The 22,255-nt window shown below is 42.0% G+C and carries 18 protein-coding genes; 7 read left to right on the forward strand and 11 right to left on the reverse strand.

From position 1 onward, the window contains the following. Positions 1–2 precede the first annotated feature (2 nt). Both trpA and ACFEL9_RS07160 read left to right on the forward strand, forming a co-directional pair. Positions 3–773 carry a tryptophan synthase subunit alpha gene (trpA, locus tag ACFEL9_RS07155; RefSeq protein WP_385887683.1) on the forward strand — a complete coding sequence of 257 codons (771 nt, stop codon included), beginning with the start codon at positions 3–5 and terminating at the stop codon, positions 771–773. Between the two features lie 70 nt (positions 774–843). Next, a complete protein-coding gene (locus ACFEL9_RS07160) occupies positions 844–1,923 on the forward strand; it encodes a redoxin domain-containing protein (RefSeq protein WP_385887686.1) in 1,080 nt (359 codons plus the stop codon). Between the two features lie 62 nt (positions 1,924–1,985). Here ACFEL9_RS07160 and ACFEL9_RS07165 read toward each other — a convergent pair whose 3' ends face one another. The 8 genes from ACFEL9_RS07165 to ACFEL9_RS07200 all read right to left on the reverse strand — a co-directional run bounded on the left by ACFEL9_RS07165 (position 1,986) and on the right by ACFEL9_RS07200 (position 10,313). After that, positions 1,986–3,098 carry a DUF2911 domain-containing protein gene (locus tag ACFEL9_RS07165; protein WP_385887689.1) on the reverse strand — a complete coding sequence of 371 codons (1,113 nt, stop codon included), beginning with the start codon at positions 3,096–3,098 and terminating at the stop codon, positions 1,986–1,988. Between the two features lie 126 nt (positions 3,099–3,224). Beyond that, on the reverse strand, positions 3,225–3,866 hold the full coding sequence (locus tag ACFEL9_RS07170) for a response regulator (protein WP_385887691.1): 642 nt from the start codon (positions 3,864–3,866) through the stop codon (positions 3,225–3,227). Positions 3,867–3,997: 131 nt separating this feature from the next. Beyond that, positions 3,998–5,824 (reverse strand): tetratricopeptide repeat-containing sensor histidine kinase, encoded by a 1,827-nt coding sequence (locus tag ACFEL9_RS07175; protein WP_385887694.1) that lies wholly within the window; start codon positions 5,822–5,824, stop codon positions 3,998–4,000. A gap of 167 nt (positions 5,825–5,991) precedes the next feature. Next, positions 5,992–6,708: a 4-hydroxy-tetrahydrodipicolinate reductase gene (gene dapB / locus ACFEL9_RS07180; RefSeq protein ID WP_385887697.1), complete on the reverse strand. Its 717-nt coding sequence runs from the start codon at positions 6,706–6,708 to the stop codon at positions 5,992–5,994. Positions 6,709–6,853: 145 nt separating this feature from the next. Beyond that, the gene (locus ACFEL9_RS07185; RefSeq protein ID WP_385887700.1) at positions 6,854–7,645 is read right to left on the reverse strand and encodes a DUF4382 domain-containing protein; all 792 of its coding nucleotides are present in this window, start codon (positions 7,643–7,645) and stop codon (positions 6,854–6,856) included. A 141-nt stretch (positions 7,646–7,786) separates the two neighbouring features. Continuing rightward, a complete protein-coding gene (locus ACFEL9_RS07190) occupies positions 7,787–8,470 on the reverse strand; it encodes a DUF5683 domain-containing protein (RefSeq protein WP_385887702.1) in 684 nt (227 codons plus the stop codon). A gap of 45 nt (positions 8,471–8,515) precedes the next feature. Next, complete coding sequence (locus tag ACFEL9_RS07195; RefSeq protein ID WP_385887705.1) at positions 8,516–9,433, reverse strand: ParB/RepB/Spo0J family partition protein; 918 nt, start codon at positions 9,431–9,433, stop codon at positions 8,516–8,518. Between the two features lie 76 nt (positions 9,434–9,509). Then, entirely contained in the window at positions 9,510–10,313 is an 804-nt protein-coding gene (locus ACFEL9_RS07200; protein WP_385887707.1) for a ParA family protein, read from the reverse strand. A gap of 186 nt (positions 10,314–10,499) precedes the next feature. On the opposite strand from ACFEL9_RS07200, the gene ACFEL9_RS07205 reads away from it, so the two are divergent. From ACFEL9_RS07205 to porQ, 5 genes are all read left to right on the forward strand, one after another. Beyond that, positions 10,500–11,747, forward strand: coding sequence for a metallophosphoesterase (locus tag ACFEL9_RS07205; protein WP_385887710.1), 1,248 nt, complete (start codon positions 10,500–10,502; stop codon positions 11,745–11,747). A gap of 85 nt (positions 11,748–11,832) precedes the next feature. Next, the gene (locus tag ACFEL9_RS07210) at positions 11,833–12,858 is read left to right on the forward strand and encodes a hypothetical protein (protein ID WP_385887713.1); all 1,026 of its coding nucleotides are present in this window, start codon (positions 11,833–11,835) and stop codon (positions 12,856–12,858) included. A gap of 312 nt (positions 12,859–13,170) precedes the next feature. Next, the gene (locus ACFEL9_RS07215; RefSeq protein WP_385887715.1) at positions 13,171–13,761 is read left to right on the forward strand and encodes a porin family protein; all 591 of its coding nucleotides are present in this window, start codon (positions 13,171–13,173) and stop codon (positions 13,759–13,761) included. Between the two features lie 164 nt (positions 13,762–13,925). Continuing rightward, positions 13,926–16,328 (forward strand): endopeptidase La, encoded by a 2,403-nt coding sequence (lon, locus tag ACFEL9_RS07220; protein WP_385887718.1) that lies wholly within the window; start codon positions 13,926–13,928, stop codon positions 16,326–16,328. Positions 16,329–16,353: 25 nt separating this feature from the next. Then, positions 16,354–17,493 (forward strand): type IX secretion system protein PorQ, encoded by a 1,140-nt coding sequence (porQ, locus tag ACFEL9_RS07225; protein WP_385887720.1) that lies wholly within the window; start codon positions 16,354–16,356, stop codon positions 17,491–17,493. Between the two features lie 134 nt (positions 17,494–17,627). On the opposite strand, the gene ACFEL9_RS07230 is transcribed toward porQ, so the two are convergent. From ACFEL9_RS07230 to ACFEL9_RS07240, 3 genes are all read right to left on the reverse strand, one after another. After that, positions 17,628–17,858 carry a hypothetical protein gene (locus ACFEL9_RS07230; RefSeq protein ID WP_385887723.1) on the reverse strand — a complete coding sequence of 77 codons (231 nt, stop codon included), beginning with the start codon at positions 17,856–17,858 and terminating at the stop codon, positions 17,628–17,630. 342 nt (positions 17,859–18,200) lie between these two features. Further along, complete coding sequence (locus tag ACFEL9_RS07235; protein ID WP_385887726.1) at positions 18,201–19,319, reverse strand: M20/M25/M40 family metallo-hydrolase; 1,119 nt, start codon at positions 19,317–19,319, stop codon at positions 18,201–18,203. A gap of 62 nt (positions 19,320–19,381) precedes the next feature. Beyond that, positions 19,382–21,985: a T9SS type B sorting domain-containing protein gene (locus tag ACFEL9_RS07240; protein WP_385887728.1), complete on the reverse strand. Its 2,604-nt coding sequence runs from the start codon at positions 21,983–21,985 to the stop codon at positions 19,382–19,384. Between the last annotated feature and the right edge of the window lie 270 nt (positions 21,986–22,255).

Below are 22,255 nucleotides of genomic sequence, written 5' to 3' on the forward strand. Positions count from 1 at the left end.
GAATGAGCAGGATTGAAGCATTGTTTAAAAAGAAAAATGAACGCATACTGAATGTTTACTGTACCGCGGGTTATCCCACGCTTGATAGCACAGTGCCGGTAATGAAGGCCCTGCAGCAAAATGGCGCCGATATCATCGAATTGGGGATGCCATACAGCGATCCGTTAGCTGATGGTCCCGTGATACAGGCCAGCAGCACCGTTGCTCTCGCCAATGGGATGACAATAAAGAAGCTTTTTGAGCAGTTAAAAGATTTTAGAAAAGACATTAGTATCCCTGTGATATTAATGGGCTATATGAACCCAGTGTTGCAATATGGCTTTGAAAAATTTTGTGTGGATGCGGCAGCAGCAGGTATTGACGGCCTGATTCTTCCCGACCTGCCCGAATATGAATTTGAGACAGAATACGGGAACATCATAAAAAAGCAAGGTCTTGATTTTATTTTCCTGGTAACCCCTGAAACATCCGATGAAAGGATAAAAAAGCTGGATGAACTAAGCACCGGGTTTTTATATGCTGTGTCTTCATCCTCTACAACAGGCAGTGATAAAAATATGACTGCTGTTGCCAGTTATTTACAAAAACTTAAAAGTCTTCAACTTCGTAATTCTGTATTGGTAGGATTTGGGATTAAAAACAAGCAAACATTTGATGAAGCCTGCCGCTATGCCAACGGCGCTATTATTGGGAGTGCTTTTGTAAAGGCGTTGGAAGGCAGTACAAACGAGGAAGTTTCTGTTAAACAATTCCTTAAGTCTGTCATTTCGTAAGCTGGCTTGCTTTTACCGGCTAAAAAAAGAAATTATCTTTGTTTGCAGACAAAAATTGATGTGCATGAATATGAAAAGATTAGTAGTCGTTTTAGCAATGCTTCCCTTGCTGGCAAATGCCCAGAAAAAGCTCGTTATTACCGGTAAAGTGAAAGGGCTTAAAGATGGTGCCATTGTTTCGATTTCAGATGTAAACCGTCCTGCAGATACGCTGGCAAAAGCGAACGCTAAGCAAGGTGCATTTGTGCTTACCCACGAGTTGAAGGAACCTATGCTGCTTAATTTGGGAATGGGTAGTGGTAAAACGGTTATGACCTTTTTGGATAATTCATCAGTCAGAGTTTCAGGCGATATAGACCAGTTGAAGAATATCAGAATCAGCGGTTCAAAAACTCACAATGATTTTGCAGATTTCAAAAAAACATTCGATCCTAAGTTTGAAAAGCTGATGAAAATAAATCAGCAGTTGCAGATGGGTGTACGGTCAGATAGCCTTGAAGCTGCTACAAGGACAATCAAAGCAGATATCCAGCAGTCAATTGATCAGTTTATCACTAAAAGAAAATCATCACCCGTCAGTGCGTTTTTAATAGCGGCAACCATGCAGTTGAATGAAGATGTTATGGTAACGGAGCAAAGGTTGAATAGCTTAAAACCCGCCGCATTGGAAAATATGTACGGTACTTATCTCAAAGAAAATATTGCAGAAGCAAGGATTAACGCTGTGGGAACCATGGCAATGGATTTCACACAAGCGGATACCTCTGGTGTTCCCGTTTCGCTTTCATCTTTCAGGGGAAAATATGTGCTGCTTGATTTTTGGGCCAGCTGGTGCGGCCCCTGCCGCCAGGAAAATCCGAATGTAGTGGCCAATTTTAAAAAGTTCAACAGCAAAAATTTTACAGTGTTAGGTGTTTCGCTTGACAGGCCCGGGCAAAAAGAAAGGTGGCTGCAGGCGATTTATAAAGATGAATTGACCTGGACGCATGTCAGCGATTTGCAGTTTTGGAATAATGCGGTCGCCCAACAATACCGGGTGCAGAGCATACCCCAAAACTTTTTGATTGGTCCCGATGGAAAGATCATTGCCAAGAACCTGCGTGGCCCGGCATTGGAACAAAAACTGTGTGAAGTAATAGGTTGTAATTAACTAAAAGGCTGAGGTCAGAAGTCAGACATCTGACATCTGACCTCGTACCTCTGACTTCGTTCTTAATTAGCATCTTCCCCTGCTTTCAACTTATCGATCATCGTTGATACATTGTTTTTATTGTTGGTATCAGGCGCCAGCGCCAAGGCCTGGTTGGCATATTTCAATGCTGCTTTATAATCGCCATTTGCGGAATGACCTCTTGTCAATCCCATCAGCGTTGTAAACTGGTTCGGATTTTTTTGAAAATTGGTTTTAAATATTTCCAACGCTTCTTTGTTCTTTTTTTGTTGCAACAGTTGCCGGCCGTATTGATGTATTTCATTCATGCCTGCAAAAGCCATTGATTTTTTCATGATCTCAGCCGCTTCGGCAGAGCGGTTGAGCTTATCCAATAGCTGAGCCTTGGTGCTCCATGCCTGGAATGATTTATCGCCACCAAAATTAGTACTGGTAGCGGAGTCGGCCCAGAGAAGTGCCTGGTCGAGATTTACATTACGTTGCAAACACCATGCAGCCGCCTGGTTCCAGCTTTCCCAGATAAATCCTTTTTCGGTTCTCAATTCTTTGCGGAACGATTCGAGTTGTGCATTTACATAATCTACTTCAACCGTAAACGGGATCATCAGTTTTTCCCAAAGCAAAGCGATGGTTGCAGTGTTTTCTGTTTGATTCATGAATTCATATTTCAGCCACTCTACACTTTTATCCAATACTGCCGGTTTTACTTTTACCCGCAATGCATCTTCCCCATCATTGTAAAAATAACTACCCCACGATGTGGAATTTTTGGAAAATATCAACGTGCATTCTTCCGGCGAGTAAGCGATAAAGAATCCATAGGTACCTGCTGGTAAATCTTGTCCTTCGATCTTAACAGGAGTAGAAAACTCAACCGTCGTGTTTTCATTGGCGCCGGCTCTCCATGGGGCCGATTTGCTGCTGCCAAATTGCTGATCGATAAATCCTATGTGTACGAGTTGTCCCCACACTTTTCCTTCTCTTCCTTTTACACCCGGGCGGTCATAATGAATCGTTACATCCGTGAGACCGATGCGTTCACTTACCGAGGCTTTCTTATTGCCGCCGCTGGGAGCTACGATCAATGGTATTTGTGCTAATCCGAGAATAGTGATAAAAAGGCCAAAGGCCAGTAAAACAATTTTCCTGTTCATGCAATTGGGTTTTAAGCCAAAAAGCTAGGCAGAAATAATGTATGCTTACCGGATTTTTTATAAACGAATTGGCGAAAGGATAAAGTGTATGGAAGAAGGATGTGAGGCGATGTAACAAAAAGATGATCAGATCAGTTTATGCTCATAGGCATACTTCACCAGACCGATTACACTGCCGGTATTTGTCTTTCGGAATATATTTTTCCGGTGTGTTTCTACTGTTCGTTCGCTAATGAAGAGGGCTTCAGCGATTTGCCTGTTGTTGTACTCCTTTTCTATGAGGCGAATAATCTCCATTTCCCTGTCGGTAAGATGAGCGGCCGAATTTTCTTTTTTTACACTTTGCTTAGTTTGCAAGCCTGCCAATACTTCTTCACTGAAATAAATACCACCGCTGGCAATTTTTTCAAGTGCTTCTATCAGTTCCTGCTTACCGATATTTTTCAACACGTAGCCTGAAATATTTGCTTCATTGATCATTTCATTGACCAGGTCAGCACTTCCATTCATTGAAAGAGCAAGGATCTGCGTGGCGGGAAATTTTTCTTTCACCTGTTTGGCCAACAGGTTACCCGGCATACCGGGCATCATGATATCAGTGAGTAAAATATCTACGGGTTGTTCTTCCAGCTTTTTTAATACTTCTCCCGGATCGGTGGTCGCAAAGGCAAAACTGAATTTGTCAACGCCTTTCAATAAAGAAACCAAACCGTCGATTACGATCTGGTGATCGTCCACAAGGGCCAGTATGATTTTGCCATTCTTCATTCGTTTCCAAAATACTATAAAATGGCTGCAAAACTAAACTGAAAAATTTAGTGTTGTAAAATTGCCTTGCATCAGACTATTCAGAATCAAGAAATATGCCGCATTATAAAAAATAAATATTTTAAAAAATATCAACCTGGCAACGGTATATGCAGAGCCACCAGGGTTCCCCTGCCAGGAGCAGAATCGAAGTCAACCGTGCCCTTGAGATAATTTACCCGGGTTAAAATATTTTTTAATCCAATGCCTTCTATTTTTTCCTTGTCACTAATGTCAAATCCTTTTCCGTTGTCTTCAATGGTAGCGCTGATGCTGTTGTTGTCTTTTACTATAGATATATCCAATGTTGTTGCTTCAGCATGTTTGATCACATTATTCACACACTCCTGTATCACACGATACAATACGGTTTCCACATTTGAATCGAGCTTTTCATCCAAACCCTCCGTATACAAATGAACCTCCAGTGATTTTTTATCCATCTTATCTACAAAATTCCTGATGGCCGATGAAAGATTTTTTTTCAACAGGGCATTGGGCATCATGTTATGGGAGACACTGCGTATTTCTTTGCAACTGTCGTCTACCAAATTGATGATTTTTTCAAAAGATACTTGTTGTTCTTTTGTCTCAAATTTAATATCCGACTCCAGTGCCGATAGGTTCATTTTGGTGGCACTCATCATTTGTCCAACACCATCGTGCAGATCACGGGCTATCCGTTGACGCTCATCTTCTTCCGCCTTTATCACTGCTTTTGTTGACAATTCCTGGTGGCGGATGATTTCATTCTGCAATTTTGCTTTTTGTTTCAGGCGGTAGCGTAACCAGCCTGACAATGCAAGCAACCCCAGTAACAAAAACAAAAGGATTGTACCAACCAGGATAAAATTCTTTTTACTTAATTGTTCGTGTTGGAGATTGATCTGTTGTTGTTTTTTCTCTGTTTCATACAAGGTCTGCATTTCAGCTATCCGGTTTTCACTACTGGTATTGACGAGGCTGTCTTTAACCCGCATGGCGTTTTTCAACGATAGATAAGCTTCGTTGAGTTGTCCTGACTGCTGGTAGGCTGTTGACAGCATTTGCAACGCTTTTAGTTTTCCCTGCACATAACCAGATTCATCAGCTAAAACAATACAGCGTTGGAGATAGGGAATAGTTTCGGCATATTTTTTTTGCTGGAAAAAAACATCTCCAAGGTTTACATAGCTGTCGCTCATTTGTTTTTTGTTATCGAAAGCAGAGTCTATTTTTAATGTCTTTGTAAAAAATTCAATTGCCTTAGGATAGTTGGGAGGGTTGCCATACAGGTAACAATTACCCATGTTATCATAGAATAATGATTTGGCCAGTTCGCTGTTCGTTTTTTCAGCTAGTTCCAATCCCTGCTGGTCAATGGCGAATGCTTCTTTGATTTTTCCCTGCATGCCGTAAATATTTGCCAAGGTATGCATGGTGTTGATCTGCAGACTCGGGTCGCTATAAGTTTTAAGCAACTCCAGGGCTTCGCTTACATATTTTTCTGCCAATGGTAATTTCTCCTGGCTTTGGTACACCATGCCAATACTGTTTTTGGCAATGATGATGCCTTTGGTATCATTCATCCTTTCCCTGATGCGAAGTGACCGGAAATGATGCTCTAATGATTCAGCATGTTTACCCACCTGCCACAGCGATGCTCCTATGCCGGTAAGGGCACTTGCTTTTAGTGAATCATTTTTTGCGGCTTCGGCTAGTTCATATGCCTGCCGGTAATATTTTAAGGAAAGATCGTAGCTGCCACGCACATGCAGTATGCTGCCCATCGCATTGTAGGCGATCATTTTGGACCAGGCATTCCCGGATTCTTCCGCTATTGCATAAGCTTTTTTTGCAAAAAAGATAGCAGTGTCAGGATCAGAATTACGGGTAAGAGTGACTAATGACACATAAGCTTCCACTTGTTTCGTGCCCATTGTTTTTTGCGCAAGGGTAGAAAGCGAATCAATTTGATGATGTTGAGAATTTGCCCGCAGGGAAACCCATATCAGCAATAAAATAACGAATCGATATTTCATATGGATGGGAGAGCTTGGCAAAAGTCAATAGCAGGTTGATGGATATCTAAAGTTGTGAGAAGCTTTTACAGGCCCAGTACTTGCTGCATGCTGAAAACGCCTTTCTTGTCTTTGATAAATTCAGCGGCCAGCACGGCCCCCAACGCAAAGCCCTGCCGGTTATGAGCAGTATGAATGATTTCAATATCATCAATCGACGATGAATATTTAATACTGTGTGTGCCGGGAGCAGGATCTTCTCGTTTACTGATAATAGGAAGATCAGACGCAGCCGTCGCCGGGTTATTTACCCATTTTGTTTTTCGCGGCACTTCCTTCAATATCTGTTCCGCCAATGTAATGGCAGTACCACTCGGTGCATCTTTTTTTTGTGTATGATGTATTTCCTCCATGCTGACCTCGTATTCGGCATGAGGCGACATCAGTGCAGCTAATTTTTTATTCAGTTCAAAAAAAATGTTGACCCCAACGCTAAAATTGCTGGCGTATAAAAAACTTCCGTTTTGTTTATTGCAGTAATCATTGATCTCGCCGATTTTTTCCGTCCAACCCGTAGAACCGCAAACTACAGGGGTTCCGTACCCGAGTAGCTTTTTTACATTATCAAAGGCACTATGAGGGCTGGTAAATTCAATGGCTACATCCGCTTTCGAAACCTTTTCTTTGGTGAAATCCTGCAGGTTTTCATCGTTGATCTTTAAAACAATGGTATGTCCCCGGGCGATGGCAATTTCTTCAATAGCTTTTCCCATTTTTCCGTACCCGATCAAAGCAATATTCATGGTGAAGTTCAGTTTGATTTTTAAGGCTGTGAAGTTAATGATAGTTTATGTAGTCATGCAGCCTTTTACTGGTAAAAATGGTTGATATAAAAAGAAAACCATGCACGAAAGGTGCATGGTTTCAAATCAAGGTTGGGCGATATAATTATTTCAGGAACATGGTGTCTACTACCGTCACCGATCCGTTGGTAACAACAATATCATTTCTTACAGTATCAGCAAAGCTGGCTGAAGGAAGAAAATGTAAGGAATAAGAACCTGCGGCCAGGCCCCCGATCCAATAACCACCCGTTGGTCCTGTATAAGTTCCGGCAACAGTGTCGGTTCCCTGAATAGCTAAAACATTTGTCAGTGAATCAGAGGGAACAACTACGCCGCGTAAGCTGCCACCAACCGATTCAAGTGAAGTACGGATAACAGGTTTCAGTATGTATTTATTGCTGCCAGTATGAACTATTGACCTGGATGCATCAAAGTCCAGTATCATTTTATAAACAAGGCCCGCTTCTACATCCTGGTGTATATTAAGTTTCAAACCTGATTGTTGTGCACTGGGCGTTTCAAGCGATGATTCCACGCCATCCACTACAATTGTATTGTCATTTCCCAATACCAGTCTTATCTGCTGAATTTTACCGGCAGGGATATCTGCATCTACCAATAAGGTATCATTGTTGTCAACAAGGTCTAATAAATTGTAAACGCCTTTGGCAACACCAGGTAAACTTTGCCATCCACCTTCAGTATCGGTAGTAAGATTGATTTGTACATCCTGTATGTCTACATTGACTTCGTCGTAATCACCCGGGTCATCCGTAAGATAGACTGCTAGCTTTGCTTTGCCATCTGTTTTCGTATCATTTTTGGTACAGGAAGAAAAAAAAGCTAAACTGATAATTAAAGAAAGCGAGGTGCTAAGAAAAAAAAGTTTTTTCATGGGGTTTTTTTCAGGCTTGGTTTCAAATTATATGCCATAGCCCATTTATTGAAATAGGAAAAGCCCCCAACGAGCACTGTATAAAAATATTTATTTTTTGATTAAACCTTGATGGGAAATTCTATTCTTACAAGGTTAATTCTAGAACCTTGAAGGCAGAAGAGCAGGTTTCTTCTTTCCTATATTCATTACAAAACTTAGCCCGGTAGTTCCGGCCATTTCACTATGGCCTGGTTTAAAACGAAAGCTAAGATCGGGACTCACATCAAAACTTTTTAAATGGGAATCTACTGCGGCATCTACGACATTTAGTCCCCAAAAAAGAATAAAGAATAGAACAGAGTAATCAATATAACGCCTGAATTCATCCCGGGCCGCCCGGATAGAATTAGGTTCTATTATTTTATAAATTTCTTTTAACTTATTATATTCAGTGGAGTCGTTAAGAGGTTTCGGTAATGCTGCTGTGTATCTTGCAGCATAGGCATGTCGATATTCCCGATACGTGTTTATGTTGTCAAAAAAAATATAGCCTGTAATTCCTAACGCACCGTAGACAATTGGCAGCTTCCAATATTTTTTATTGTAAATCTGTCCCCAGCCCGGAATAATAGCAGACCGCAAGGCTGCTTTTTTAGGATTGTACACATTTATCTTCTTTACCTTTTTCCCTTCCGGTGAAGTAGTATCAATGACAGCGGTTACTGTTTTTAATGAGTCAGCTGACTTTAAAACTTCTTTTTCCTGGGCAAAAAGTGGGAAAGGAATTGTTGTAAGACAAATCAACAAAAGCAAAAGACAACCCGAAACTTTTTTATTTCTCATTCCATTTATGATAATGATGACAGCACGCCATAAATCTGCATCCGGTTAGCTAACCCGCACATCCATTTGTTCCAGGATCTTATTCAATTCTTCCTGCGAGTAGTAGTCGATAATGATCTGTCCATTACCATTACGGCTGTGTTTTAGTTTAACCCTTGTGCTGAAATAGGACGCTAAGTTATCTTCAATTTTTTGGTAGGCAGGAGCCAGGGAGCTTTTTGAAGTTTTTTTAACAGCGCCACTTTGTTTGTAAAGATTGCGAACCAGGTCTTCTGTTTGTCGTACAGAAAGACCTTTATCCTTTATTTCTTTATAAATGTAAAGTTGTTTGTCAACCGTATCCACATTGATCAATGCTCTTGCATGTCCCATGCTTAATTGGCCGTTGCGAACTGCCAATTGAATATCGGGTGGAAGTTTTAATAAGCGGATAAAATTGGCAACTGTACTTCTGTCTTTGCCCATTCTTTCTGCAACCTGTTCCTGGGTATAGTCCAATTCTTCCATCATCCGCTTATAGCTGAGGGCAATTTCCATGGCATTCAAATCTTCCCGCTGCAGATTTTCTAACAATGCCAATTCCAGCAGATCCTGGTCATTGCTTTGGCGCAGATATGCCGGGATGTCTTTTAATCCGGCCATTTTTGATGCCCGCCAGCGACGTTCACCTGCGACAAGCCTGTACTTACCTGATGGCAGTTTGGTAACCGTTATCGGTTGAATGATGTCGTGTAGTTTGATCGACTCAGCTAATTCTTTCAAAGCCTGCTCATCAAAGTCACGGCGGGGTTGTTTGGGGTTAGCTTCTACCTGGTCAACAGGGATGCGGTTGATACCGGTAACATTTTCTACTACAGCAGGCTTCAAAGCACCGGTTCCGGTTTTCAGATCACTATCAATACCTTGCAGCAATGAACGGATTCCTTTACCCAGGGCTTCTTTATTTTGTTTGGGGTTCGTCATCATAAGAGGTTTAAGGTTGAAGGCTTGAGGTTGAAGGTTTGCGTCCTGACACACTCCCTGCACCCGTTACCTTCCCTTATAGTTCAAGTATTCTTTCTTCGTTTTTAATTTTTGTCATATCGTTTTTCTGCAATATCTCCTTGGCAAGATTCAGGTAGTTCATCGAGCCTTTGCTATTGGCATCATATAATATTACAGGCTTACCTACGCTGGGTGCTTCCGCCAACCGGGCATTTCGATGTACTATGGTATTAAATACCATATCTTCAAAATGGCGTCTGACCTCACTCACCACCTGGTTGCAAAGACGTAATCTGCCATCATACATGGTCATCAATATTCCTTCAATTACCAACGCTGTATTCAAGCGGCTTTGGACAATTTTAATCGTATTCAACAGTTTTCCCAAACCTTCCAACGCAAAAAACTCGCATTGAACAGGCACTACCACCGAATCTGAAGCGGTTAGGGCATTTACCGTTATCAGGCCAAGCGAAGGTGAGCAATCGATGATGATAAAATCATATTCATTTTTTACGGCATCCAACAGGTTTTTCATCACCATTTCCCGGCTGGGATAGTTTATCATTTCAATTTCAGCACCTACCAGGTCAATATGGGAGGGGAGAAGATCCAGGTTGGGGATATCGCTTTTCAGAATCACGTCCCTGGCCGCAGCCTGGTTGACCATGCAGTCATACAAACTTTGGGTAATATTATGAAGGTCAAAGCCTACGCCGGTAGTGCTATTGGCCTGCGGATCACCGTCCACCAGCAGGGTTTTGAATTCCAACACTGCAAAACTTGCCGCCAGGTTAATAGCGGTCGTGGTTTTGCCAACGCCTCCTTTTTGATTTGCTACACCAATTATTCTTGCCATCGGGGTTTTTCCTGCAGTTTTTTAATTAAAAATTATAAGCCAGGCAGTTTATAGTAAAATTGTCGCTGATTACCAAAACCGCAAAATTAAGTTTTGCCCATTCCCGGCAGTCAATCAGGCAAAAATAAGTGTTCGGCAAAACAATAGGGATATTTCCCGGTTATCTTTGCACTCAAATTCTTATTCATGCGAAACTCTCCGGTCTGGTGGATCTTAATCATGTTGATGGTATTGCTGGACTTTTATGTGTTCCAGGCAATTAAAGTCATTGCCTCGCCGGCAAGTGGTCGGATCAGAACTTTTATTTATTCAGGCTATTGGGTAATCTCAGTATCGGCGATAGTGGTATTACTAATTCTTCCCTACTTGCATTTTGCTCACCAGGCCCGGTTTCTGCGCACCACGATATTTGCTATTATCCTGGGGCTGTTCATTGCTAAGTTGATAGCGGCTTTATTCTTTTTAATCGATGATATCCGGCGCCTGCTTCAATGGACGGGCGGTAAGGTTTTTCAGGGCAATAAAGGGTCCGGTGCTTTAGAGTCTGAAAAAATATCCCGGTCAGTTTTTTTAAGCTGGACAGGCATGATTGCTGGTGGTGGATTGTTTGCTACACTCATGAATGGTTTTGGAAACAAATACCATTACCAGGTAAAGAGGGTGCCGCTGGCTTTCGGCAATCTTCCGGAAGCGTTTAAGGGATTAAAAATTATTCATATATCTGATATCCATTCCGGCAGCCTGATGGACAAACATGCGGTATTTAAGGGTGTGGAAAAAATATTGAATGAGAAGCCCGATCTCATCCTTTTTACCGGTGATCTCGTAAATAATACCGCCGACGAGATGAAAGATTATGTCGAGATTTTTGGAAAATTGAATGCGCCGATGGGTGTTTATTCAACTTTGGGCAATCATGATTATGGTGATTATGTTGAATGGAATACTCACGAAGAAAAGACGGCTAATCTCGACAGGCTGAAACAAATTCATGCCGACATGGGCTGGCGTTTATTAATGAATGAGCATGTAGTGTTAGAAAGAGGAAATGATAAAATTGCGTTGCTGGGAATCGAGAACTGGAGTGCCAAAGCAAGGTTTCCAAAATATGGCAATATGGCAAAGGCATATGCAGGTGCTGATGGGTATCCCTTTAAAATATTGATGAGCCATGATCCGTCGCATTGGGATGCAGAAGTAAGAACAAAATACAGGGATATTGACCTGATGCTTTCGGGGCATACTCACGGGATGCAATTTGGTGTTGAACTGCCATGGTTTCGCTGGAGCCCTGTTCAATATGTGTACCAGCAGTGGGCGGGGCTATATGAACAGGCTGCCCAAAAATTGTATGTGAACAGGGGCTATGGATTTATCGGCTACCCGGGCAGGGTAGGTATTCTGCCGGAGATCACGGTGCTGGAGTTAGCCTGACGATTATAATTTTTAAACTATCATATCCGTTAGAAGTCTTAACCTGCGATTGCAAAACACATTCTAAAACTTTTGAATACTGCTCATGCTAAAAAAATATTTCATCGCCATTGGAGTTGTTTTGCTGTCATTCACATCATTTTCCCAGGTCACGCCTAAAGACACAATTCCTGCCGTGACAGACGATCTGTTAGCCATGGATACTACTATGGATTATGATGACCTGATGAGTGAGCTGGATGTGTTTTTAGATTCGTTGCTGGCGCCGAGAAGCTATTTTTTGATCAGTGCTTCAGCCGGCAGTGGTTATTTCAATTATCCAAAGACAAATACAAAAATTGAATCAAAAAGAAGAAGTGTTTATACACCTACGATCGGTTACTATCACAAGTCGGGCCCGGGTATAACATTATCCGGTAATATCATTAATGACCAGCAGCAGTTGGATTTTTACCAGTTTTCAGTAGCTCCTTCTTTTGATCTTATTCAAAATCAGAACTGGATCGCCGGTGTTTCCTATGTTCATTATTTTACCAAAGATTCATTGCCTTTTTATACCTCTCCATTGAAAAATGAAGTCAATGCTTATTTTTTGTGGAGAAAGTCGTGGCTTCAGCCCGGCATTACCGCCAGCTACGGCTGGGGAAGTAAGACGGGATATGAAGAAAGAATAAGATATATCAGGCTTTTAAGGCTTAGAAAAAGGGGATCCATTCTCATTGACCAGCAAACTACCGAGGAAATTGCTGATTTTTCGTTATCGGCAACTTTAAGACATAGTTTTTATTGGATGCATGTGTTGAGTGAAAAGGGTTATGCAAAATTTACTCCCCAATTTGTTTTTTCAGCCGGTACACAAAAATTTGGATTTAACCGCACTACTTCTGCCTACGCCGTTAATACCAGACTAGCCTCCTATCTTTTATACAATAGCGGAGATGTTACCATCGACAATAAATTGGACTTTCAGCCTTTGTCATTATCATTATACCTGCGTCCGGAATATAATATTGGTAAGTTTTTTATACAGCCCCAGGTAATTCTTGATTATTACTTCCCCGCCGAAAAGTTTTCTACTCTTTTTTCCCTGGGAACAGGATTTATTTTTTAAGTGTTAAAGGACTTTAGCAAAATTTCAAACGATTTATTTCAAAACGGATAGGGGTGTAACTCCTGCCAGTTGTCAATTCTGAAGAGATGTTGAAAGAAGAGTTATGCCGGGTAGTATCTATGTATTGAATTTTATTTCAAAAATTTTAACTACCATTCTATAAACTTCTTTTCCTGTAAACAGGTCTATCGGGAATACGATCCGTTTTTAGATAACATTCACATTGGTGTTGCAATAATTTAATACAAACCCAGTTTACATTGTTGCGCCACCCTTTGATGAACAAAAAATCAAACACTAAAATTAAAACACATGAAAGCAAAATTTTTTCTTCCATTGCTCGCAGCATTATTTGTATCATCCTCACTTATGGCGCAGTTTCATATTGGTATGAAGGGTGGTGCTAACATTACTAAAATAGACGGGCATTCATTTAAGGACAAGTTTACCTATGGATATCACCTGGGAGGTTTTGCGGAGATAGGTCTTGGGGAGAAATTTGGATTACAACCTGAGGTATTGTTCAATCAATACTCCACGACGCTTGACAGTAATTACAATCATGTTTATGAAAATATCTTCACGCAGGGGCAACGGGATGTTAAGTTGAACTATCTCTCTATTCCTATTTTGTTAAATTATAAGTTGCTGGGCAATTTTCTTTCCCTGCAGGCAGGTCCCCAGTTTAGTGTTTTAATGAAGCAGGATAAAACTCTCTTGCAAAACGGGGGAGATGCATTCAAAAATGGCGATTTCTCGATGTTGGGTGGCGTACAGCTGAAATTGAGTGCTATCCGGATTACCGGCCGGTATGCGGTAGGCCTGAATAATATCAGCGATCTGGATAATAAAGACCAATGGAAAAGCCAGGGATTCCAGTTGTCATTAGGCCTGGCATTATAAAAAAAATGTACAAATAAAAATGCCCTTTCGCTTTGGCGGGAGGGCTTTTTTTTACAGCTTTGTCAGGTTTCCCCTGGCGGCACGAAACTTGACAACTAGTCATTCTCAATGTGTTTTAAATTCCGCCAGTTGCGGAGTGACATATTGTCTAAAGTTGGATAAGTATGAGTTTTAATAAATTTTTGCTGCGACCGGAAGATGAGATGGATTTCATGCCAATCATTCCTCTTAATGAAAGTGACCAGGATGATGCGAATGGTATTGAAGTTCCTGCAGAGATTGCTTTGCTACCCCTTCGTAATACCGTTTTATTTCCCGGGGTGGTGTTACCCATCACCGTAGGCAGAGATAAGAGCATTAAGGCTGTAAATGATGCTTACAAGACTGACAAATTGATAGGTGTGGTGGCACAAAAAGACAGTACGGTGGAGGATCCTGCTGTTAAAGACTTAGAGAATGTTGGTACGGTGGCCAAAATCGTGAAGCAAATAAAAATGCCGGATGGCGGCACAACGATCATCATTCAGGGAAAAAGCCGCTTTTCTATCGAATCTATTGTAAATGAGGAGCCTTATTTTAAAGCGAAGATTCTCCGCCTCGAGGAGGATGAACTGCCAAAAGACGCAGACTTTGATGCCTATGTTGCTAATATTAAGGACCTGGCTACCGAGATCATCCAGCTTTCGCCCAATTTGCCCGCTGAAGCTTCTATTATTTTAAAGAATATAGAAAACCCTTCGTTCCTGATTCATTTTGTATCCAGCAACCTGAATACGGATATCAAAGAAAAGCAACGACTCCTGGTGATTGACAATATTCGTGAAAGAGCAGACCTGCTGATGCAGATGCTGCAAAAAGAATTGCAGTTTGCCGAGCTGAAGAATAAAGTAACCACCAAGACAAGAACAGAATTGGATAAGCAACAACGGGAATACTTTTTACAACAACAATTAAAAAGTATCAAGGATGAACTGGGTGGTGATACCAATGCGCAGGAAGTAAAAGAAATGCAGAAGAAAGCAGAAACCATGAAATGGCCTGTTGCTGCAAAGGAGATGTTCAAGAAAGGCGCTGAGAAGTTGGAAAGAATGCACCCGAGCACGCCTGATTATTCGGTGGTGTACAACCATCTTGACCTGATGCTGGATCTGCCATGGGAAACCTATACGGAAGATCATTATGACCTGAAGAAGGCGAAGAAAACGCTGGATGATGATCATTATGGGATGCAAAAAATTAAAGAACGGATATTGGAATATCTCGCCGTATTGAAATTAAAAGGGGATATGAAAAGCCCGATCCTTTGTTTTATTGGTCCTCCCGGAATCGGTAAAACCTCATTGGGTAAAAGTATTGCCAATGCTATCGGCAGAAAATATGTCCGGCTAAGTCTGGGTGGCTTGCATGATGAAAGTGAAATAAGAGGGCATCGGAAAACATATATCGGCGCCATGCCAGGTCGTATTTTGCAATCACTCCGGAAAGTGAAATCATCCAACCCTGTTATTATACTGGATGAGATTGATAAAGTAGGCAGCGACCATCGTGGCGATCCCAGCAGTGCGCTGTTAGAAGTATTGGATCCTGAGCAAAACAATACCTTTTATGATAACTACCTCGAAATGGAGTATGACCTGAGTAAGGTGTTGTTTATTGCCACAGCTAATAATATCCAAAATATTCAACCGGCATTGCGTGATCGTTTAGAGATCATTGATCTTAGTGGTTATGCAGTAGAGGAAAAATTGGAAATCGCGAAACGGCATTTGTTGCCTAAACAAAAGGAAGCACATGGACTTAAGAGCACCAATTTCAAGATAAGCGATAAGGTGCTGGAAAAATTGATACAGGATCACACCAGAGAAAGTGGCGTACGTGAACTGGACAGGCAACTGGCCTCCATCATGCGCTACCAGGCCAAGGAACTTGCCATGAACGGAAGTTTGAAGCCGACGTTGGCTCCGGAAGACATCGAAAAAATAATCGGTAAACCTAAATATAGCAACGAAATTTATAAGACGGCCAATATGCCCGGCGTCGCTGTGGGTCTGGCCTGGACCTATGTTGGTGGAGAAATTCTTTTTATCGAAACGAGTATCAGCGATGGGAAAGGCGAACTGAAACTTACCGGTAACCTGGGCAATGTGATGAAAGAGAGTGCCAGTACAGCCTTGACCTATTTGCAGTCCAATACTAAGAAGTATAACATCGATCAGAAATTATTTGAGAAAAGAAATATCCATATTCATATACCTGAAGGTGCTGTGCCGAAAGATGGGCCGAGTGCCGGTATCACCATGATGACCGCCATCGCTTCGGCTTTGACAGGGAAGAAGGTAAAACCTTTTTTAGCTATGACGGGTGAGATCACCTTACGTGGCCAGGTATTGCCCGTGGGAGGTATTAAGGAAAAAGTGCTCGCAGCCAAACGGGCGGGCTTAAAAGAGATTATTCTTTGCTGGCAAAATGAAAAGGATGTACAGGAAATTGATTCAACATTCATAAAAGGGATCAAATTCCATTATGTGAAGACAATGAAGGAAGTGCTGGACATGGCGTTGATATAAATTTTCAGGAAAAGACATTTGATAAGTGCCCAACCGAGTTGGGCTTTTTCTTGGCAGTAATCATATCAATGTATCGCTGCCGGACGCCTATCTTCGTAAGACTTTGCGATTTTTTGCATTCATACTGCTTTGCGGAGTATCTGTACAATTGCAGGCACAGACACTGGGAGGAAATTCTGTTTTCAATTTTCTTCGGCTGCCCAACACACCGCAGTTAACCGCGTTGGGAGGCGTCAATACGTCGCATTTATCCAATGATGTGGGCTTAGCCGTCAATAACCCTTCTTTGCTTAGCCCGCAAATGCATACACAAATGAATGCGGTTTTTAATTCATTGTATGATGATATTAATTCTTATAGCCTGGCATTAGCTTACCGGCATGAAAAAAGCAAAACAAATTTCTTATGGGCGCTCAATTACCTGGACTATGGAAATATTCAGCAAACTGATGCGGCCGGAAATCTCATGGGACGTTTTAAGCCCACCGACTGGGTGATGCAGGTATCCGCCTCCCGCAGCTATTTAAGCAAGTGGAATTACGGTGCCACGTTTAAATACATTTCTTCAAATTATGGGCAATACCGTTCAAACGGAATCGCCGCCGATGTTGGCGTGTTGTATCATGACAGTTCAAAACTTTTCTCCGCCAGCTTATTGGCCAGGAACATGGGCACTCAATTAAGAAAATATGATGGCACAGATCCTGATGAACTTCCATTCGATCTGCAGGTGGGTGTTTCCAAAAGATTGGAAAATTCGCCGTTTGAGTTTTCCGTGACTGCACATCATCTGCACCGGTTTGATCTAAGACATGACGATGCTGTTTATGACGCTGACAATGATTTGGAAAGTGACAGCACGAAAAAATTTACTATGGATAAGCTGTTCCGGCATTTTGTCTTTGCTACTACTATTTACCTGGGTGATAAAGTTGAATTGCAGGCTGGTTACAATTATTTGCGGAGAAAAGAATTAAACATTGGCAGCGGAGGCAATGGTCTTACCGGCTTTTCTATGGGTGTTTCATTGATATTAAACAAACTCCAGGTGAGGTATGCCCGGTCGCATTACCAAAATAACACGGCTTACAACCAGTTCGGATTGAGTATGCCGTTGAACAAATATTTTGGATTAGGAAAGTTGGGCGAGCGAATTGGGTGGTAAAGGGATAGGTTTAATCAGCGAGCCTGATCGTGGAATCCTTTAGTAATGGCAACCTTGTTTGAAAATATTTATTTAAAACTACCCTAAAGCTGTTCACGGGGCTGATACGGTCATATAGCATGGTGTAATCTTTATCAGAAAAATAATAGGCGTTCAGGTTCATGAATTGTTTTTCCCGTATAGGTGCGCCCCCACGCTGCATAACGGTTCCCGTGATCACCTTCAATTATCAGGACCAGTGGCCGGGAACGTTTAATAGTAGTGGCTGCTTTTGCAAGCGAATCAATCCATGTATTTACATAAATTACCTGTTCTACATAAAGTTTGTCATGATTGGCGTCCGTAAAATCATCGTCGGATACCATTCTTGGGTTGCCATGTCTGTCAACACAAGCGGGTCTGCGAGGAATAAGAACATGTCAATAAACAAATTTTGGATGACCTTCTTTGACGAGTTCACGTAGAAAGCTAGCATAGTTCCTTTGGTCTCTATTTATGAAATGGATATCTGCGGGTCTAATTTTTTTATATCCGGGCATACTTACTGCAAGGTCCCAGTAAATATCCTTTTTAATTCTTCCCCAAAGCGTTTCATAGTACATCGCTTTTATTCTTAAAAAAGAAAGCAACACCCAGTACAGCAGCAGCAATTACCTGTGCGAGATAGCTGCCGCTGCCGGGATCAATGTATAATAAAAATAAATGCATTATAAGTAACTAAGATTTGTCTTTGGCGATAAAGTTAGCAAAGTTTCATACATCAGCTGAATAGTGTTTTCGATATCGTCCCGATGAAGCATTTCAACTGTTGTATGCATGTAGCGAAGTGGAATGGATATCAATACTGAAGGGCAGCCATCGTTGGAGTAAGCGAACGAGTCCGTATCTGTCCCGGTGCTGCGGCTTAAGGCTCTCCATTGCACCGCGATTTTTTTATCCGCAGCTACTTTTTCGACGAGGCCAAGTAATTTATTGTGTACGGCTGGTGCATAGGACAGCGAAGGACCTTTACCGGACAGTACATCGCCTTCCACGTTTTTGTTGATCATGGGTGTAGTAGTATCATGCGTTACATCCGTTACAATAGCAATATTGGGTTTTATGCGGCGGGCAATCATTTCAGCACCACGTAAACCGATTTCTTCCTGCACAGCGTTTACGATGTATAAGCCAAAGGGTAAATTCTTTTTATTTTCTTTTAATAGCCTGGCAACTTCGGCGATCATAAAACCGCCAATGCGGTTATCAAATGCACGGCCGACATAGTTGCCATTAGCCAGTTCATCAAAGCCATCCTGGTAAGTAACGACAGCGCCAATATGAATACCGAGATCTTCTACTTCTTTTCGGTTTCTTGCGCCGCAATCAAGCCAAAGATTATCTGTTTTAGGTTGTGTTTCTTTATTATCTCCACCAATCCGTGTATGAATAGCGGGCCAGCCAAAGACAGCTTTTACCTGGCCTTTTTTTCCATGAATAAATACTCTTGAGGCCGGTGCTGTTTGATGATCAACACCTCCATTACGTTTTAAATAGATCAACCCCTCAGCAGTAACATAATTTACGAACCAGCTGATCTCGTCAGCATGTGCCTCAATTACTACTTTGAAGGTATTCTCAGGATTAAGTACACCGACAGCAGTTCCATAAGGATCAACATAGTGAGTATCAACATAGGGTTTTAAATATTCAAGCCATAGCTTTTGTCCCCACGTTTCAAAACCTACCGGTGAAGCATTGTTGATATAACTACGTAAGAATTGAAAAGACTCATCGGTCAAAATGGATTTCTTTGCCTTCTTTTTTGATTTTACAGATTTAGCCATTATATTTTTTTTATATAAGGGGGCAAATTAATTAAATATCAGCGATTGTGATGATTTGCTTCTTACCTGATGAGGGTGACAGTTCCCTTTTTAAAATAAGGGGACCCGGTATAATCAGTAGCTTTTACCAACCAGACATAGGTGTTGTTGGCCTGCGGCTGACCGTTGATCGTTCCATCCCAACCATGTCCATCCTGCGAGGTGCTAAATACCAATTGCCCCCAACGGTTATACACCTGGAAATAATCAAACCGTTTCATGCCTGCAAGGATGGGCCGAAGAATATCATTTTTGCCGTCGTGATTAGGGGTAAAAGCGGTGGGTACAAAAATGGCAGGTCTGGTGGAAAATATTTTTATTGTAATGAAAGCTGAGTCAACACAACCGGCAATATTGAAGGCCTCTACTTTATACCTTAATCCCCCGGAAGGTTCATTGAATACTGCCACGGGATTGGCAATGACTGTAGAAGATAAATTGTAAGCAGGGGACCAAAAATAATTGTCACCGCCCGATGCGTTCAATTGTAACGGTTGCCCCACCACAATGGCAGTATCATTTCCTGCAGAAGCTATAATCTTTGGCAATACTGTTATCACGACGGTATCAACACCAGGCTTGGGACAACCTCTGTGATCGTACGCTGCAAAAATATAGGTGGTTGTTTGAATCAGCGTAGCAGTTGGAGTCAATAGAGATGGATTGCTCAAATGTGAAGTGGGTGACCACTGCCATGAATTGCCATTTGTGATAGCCTGCATGTTCGCAGTTGTAGCGTAACAGATAATCGTATCCCTGCCCGCATCAGCAATTGGATAAGGAACTGAAGTGACAAGGATATCCCGTGTTGCCGAACATCCGCCAATGGAAGCTGTAACCCGGTATTGCGTTGTTATATCAGTGATTGCAAATGGATTTTTTGCAAAGGGATCTATGAATTGAGCGGCGGGTGACCATGCATAGCTTCGGCCGTCCGATTCCACGCGAAGTTGAATGGTATCACCACTGCAAATAATGGTGTCCTGCATTACTTGCAGATTCACATGATCTGTTACCATTACCAAAACAGAATCCGTATTAATGCATCCTTCTGTTTCAAGATTGACATAATAAGTTGTATTCATCGGTGGTGACACTAATGGACCGGGGCTATTCGCATTGGTGATATGAAAAGCAGGTGACCAGGAAAAATTGCCGGTACCCGTTGCCTGCAATTGTACCTGGTCGTTAATACAGATCAATGTATCAGGAAACGCAACTGTAAGCGGTGGTTTGTCGATCACTTGTATAAGTTGCGTGGCTGTATCACGGCAGCCTTCCGTCGTGGTGACAATCAGTTGAGTGAGTTTTGCTCCGCGACTTGGGTAGGTATAGGAGGCATTTTGTTCAATTGAAACATCAGCTGTGGTGGACAATTCCCCAAAATCCCATTTCCAGGCGTTGACCATACCCGTGAGCAGTGTCGTTTGGTCTGAAAAGACCGTAGGCTTGTTATTACAAATGCCTGTGAAAGTAAAGTCAGCGGCCAGGCCGGGATAAACAAACACAGGTGCTATGGTGGTGTCGGAGCATGGAGCACCTCTGTTGACAATTAACTCTATTGAATATTTTCCATTAGTAGCAAAGCTATAGTTCAATATTTTTTCTTTGCTGGTATAAATGCTATTGCCGGCAGGATTGAAAACTGTCCAGTCATAAGTATTGATAAGGGGGCTGTTTGAATTATTTTTTACCGATAGATTCCGGGTATCACCACAAACCATGTAATCATCATCAAGCAAAGCGGCGGCAACACTGCAGTCGGCCACGCTTATCTGGACGTCTTTTCGTTGGCTGGCGATCACGGAGCCATTCCTGATTTCATCCACGCAGACCGTTACTACGTAAACGCCCTGCGATGGCGCTATACCGGTTATTAAGCCTGTGTTTGAATTAATGGAAACTTTTTTGCCCAGGGGAACCATATCAGAAAAATCAGGTGAATTATAAGGAACAGGATAATAAGGCGGATCGCCGGCCGGTACTCCATTGACACCGGGAGCACTACTCCTGTAAGCAGCACAAAAAGAATAGCGCAGTACATCATTGTCCGCATCTTTGGCCGCAAAGCTGTAGGAAAAATAATTACCAGCACAAACTTCTACCAGGTCTGAACCAGTAAACATGGCGCTGTTGTTGGAGAAGCCGTTGCCCTGTGGCTGGGTACCGGGAATACGACAAGTATAAGTGGCGCCAATCTGTGTGCTGCCATCGAGATTGCTGATGCCATTGATACGATAATTGACCTGGCTGGCTAATAGATAACCTGAGGCATTTGCCGGCAATGAAACGGAAAACTGGTATAGTGCTACTTCATAGCAAACATCAGGCGGATTGGTAATACAAGGGTCATGATTCACTATTTGTATTGTGCGTTGATTTTGCAGATCGACGCTGATGTCGTTTATACGCAACGTAGTACTCAGGTCGAATACTGAGACAATCGCCGGATCCGGAAATTGACGACCCGAGTTGCAGCGCATAAAAAGCTTCAATGTGACATCATAATTATTTACTCCATTAGAACTGCCGATGTAAGTATAATACATTTCCCCGCCGGTAATATGATCGGCTTTAGCCACAAAAGAAAAAACAACAAAGAAGAATATGGAAACAAAAATTCTCATGCAGCCTTCTTTTTCCGGTGCCCCAAATGAGAGAAATAAATACCCTCTATGAATATACCAATAATCCCGGGTTTGTAAGCCGGGTCATTCTTATGAATATCGGTTGGAGGGAAGCTGAAGTTGCCTCAAAAAAGCGCCGGGATTTTGAAGAGTGTTGAATGAACAGCCGTCGAATATCAGTGATTTTGGTAAAGTCTCAATCTTTGAAGAATTGCTTGAACGCTGTTCTGATCCTGTTACCCCGCGTCGGGGGCTGTTATTATCCCTCTT

The organism is Terrimonas alba (assembly GCF_042434975.1).
Taxonomy (GTDB): domain Bacteria; phylum Bacteroidota; class Bacteroidia; order Chitinophagales; family Chitinophagaceae; genus Terrimonas_B; species Terrimonas_B alba.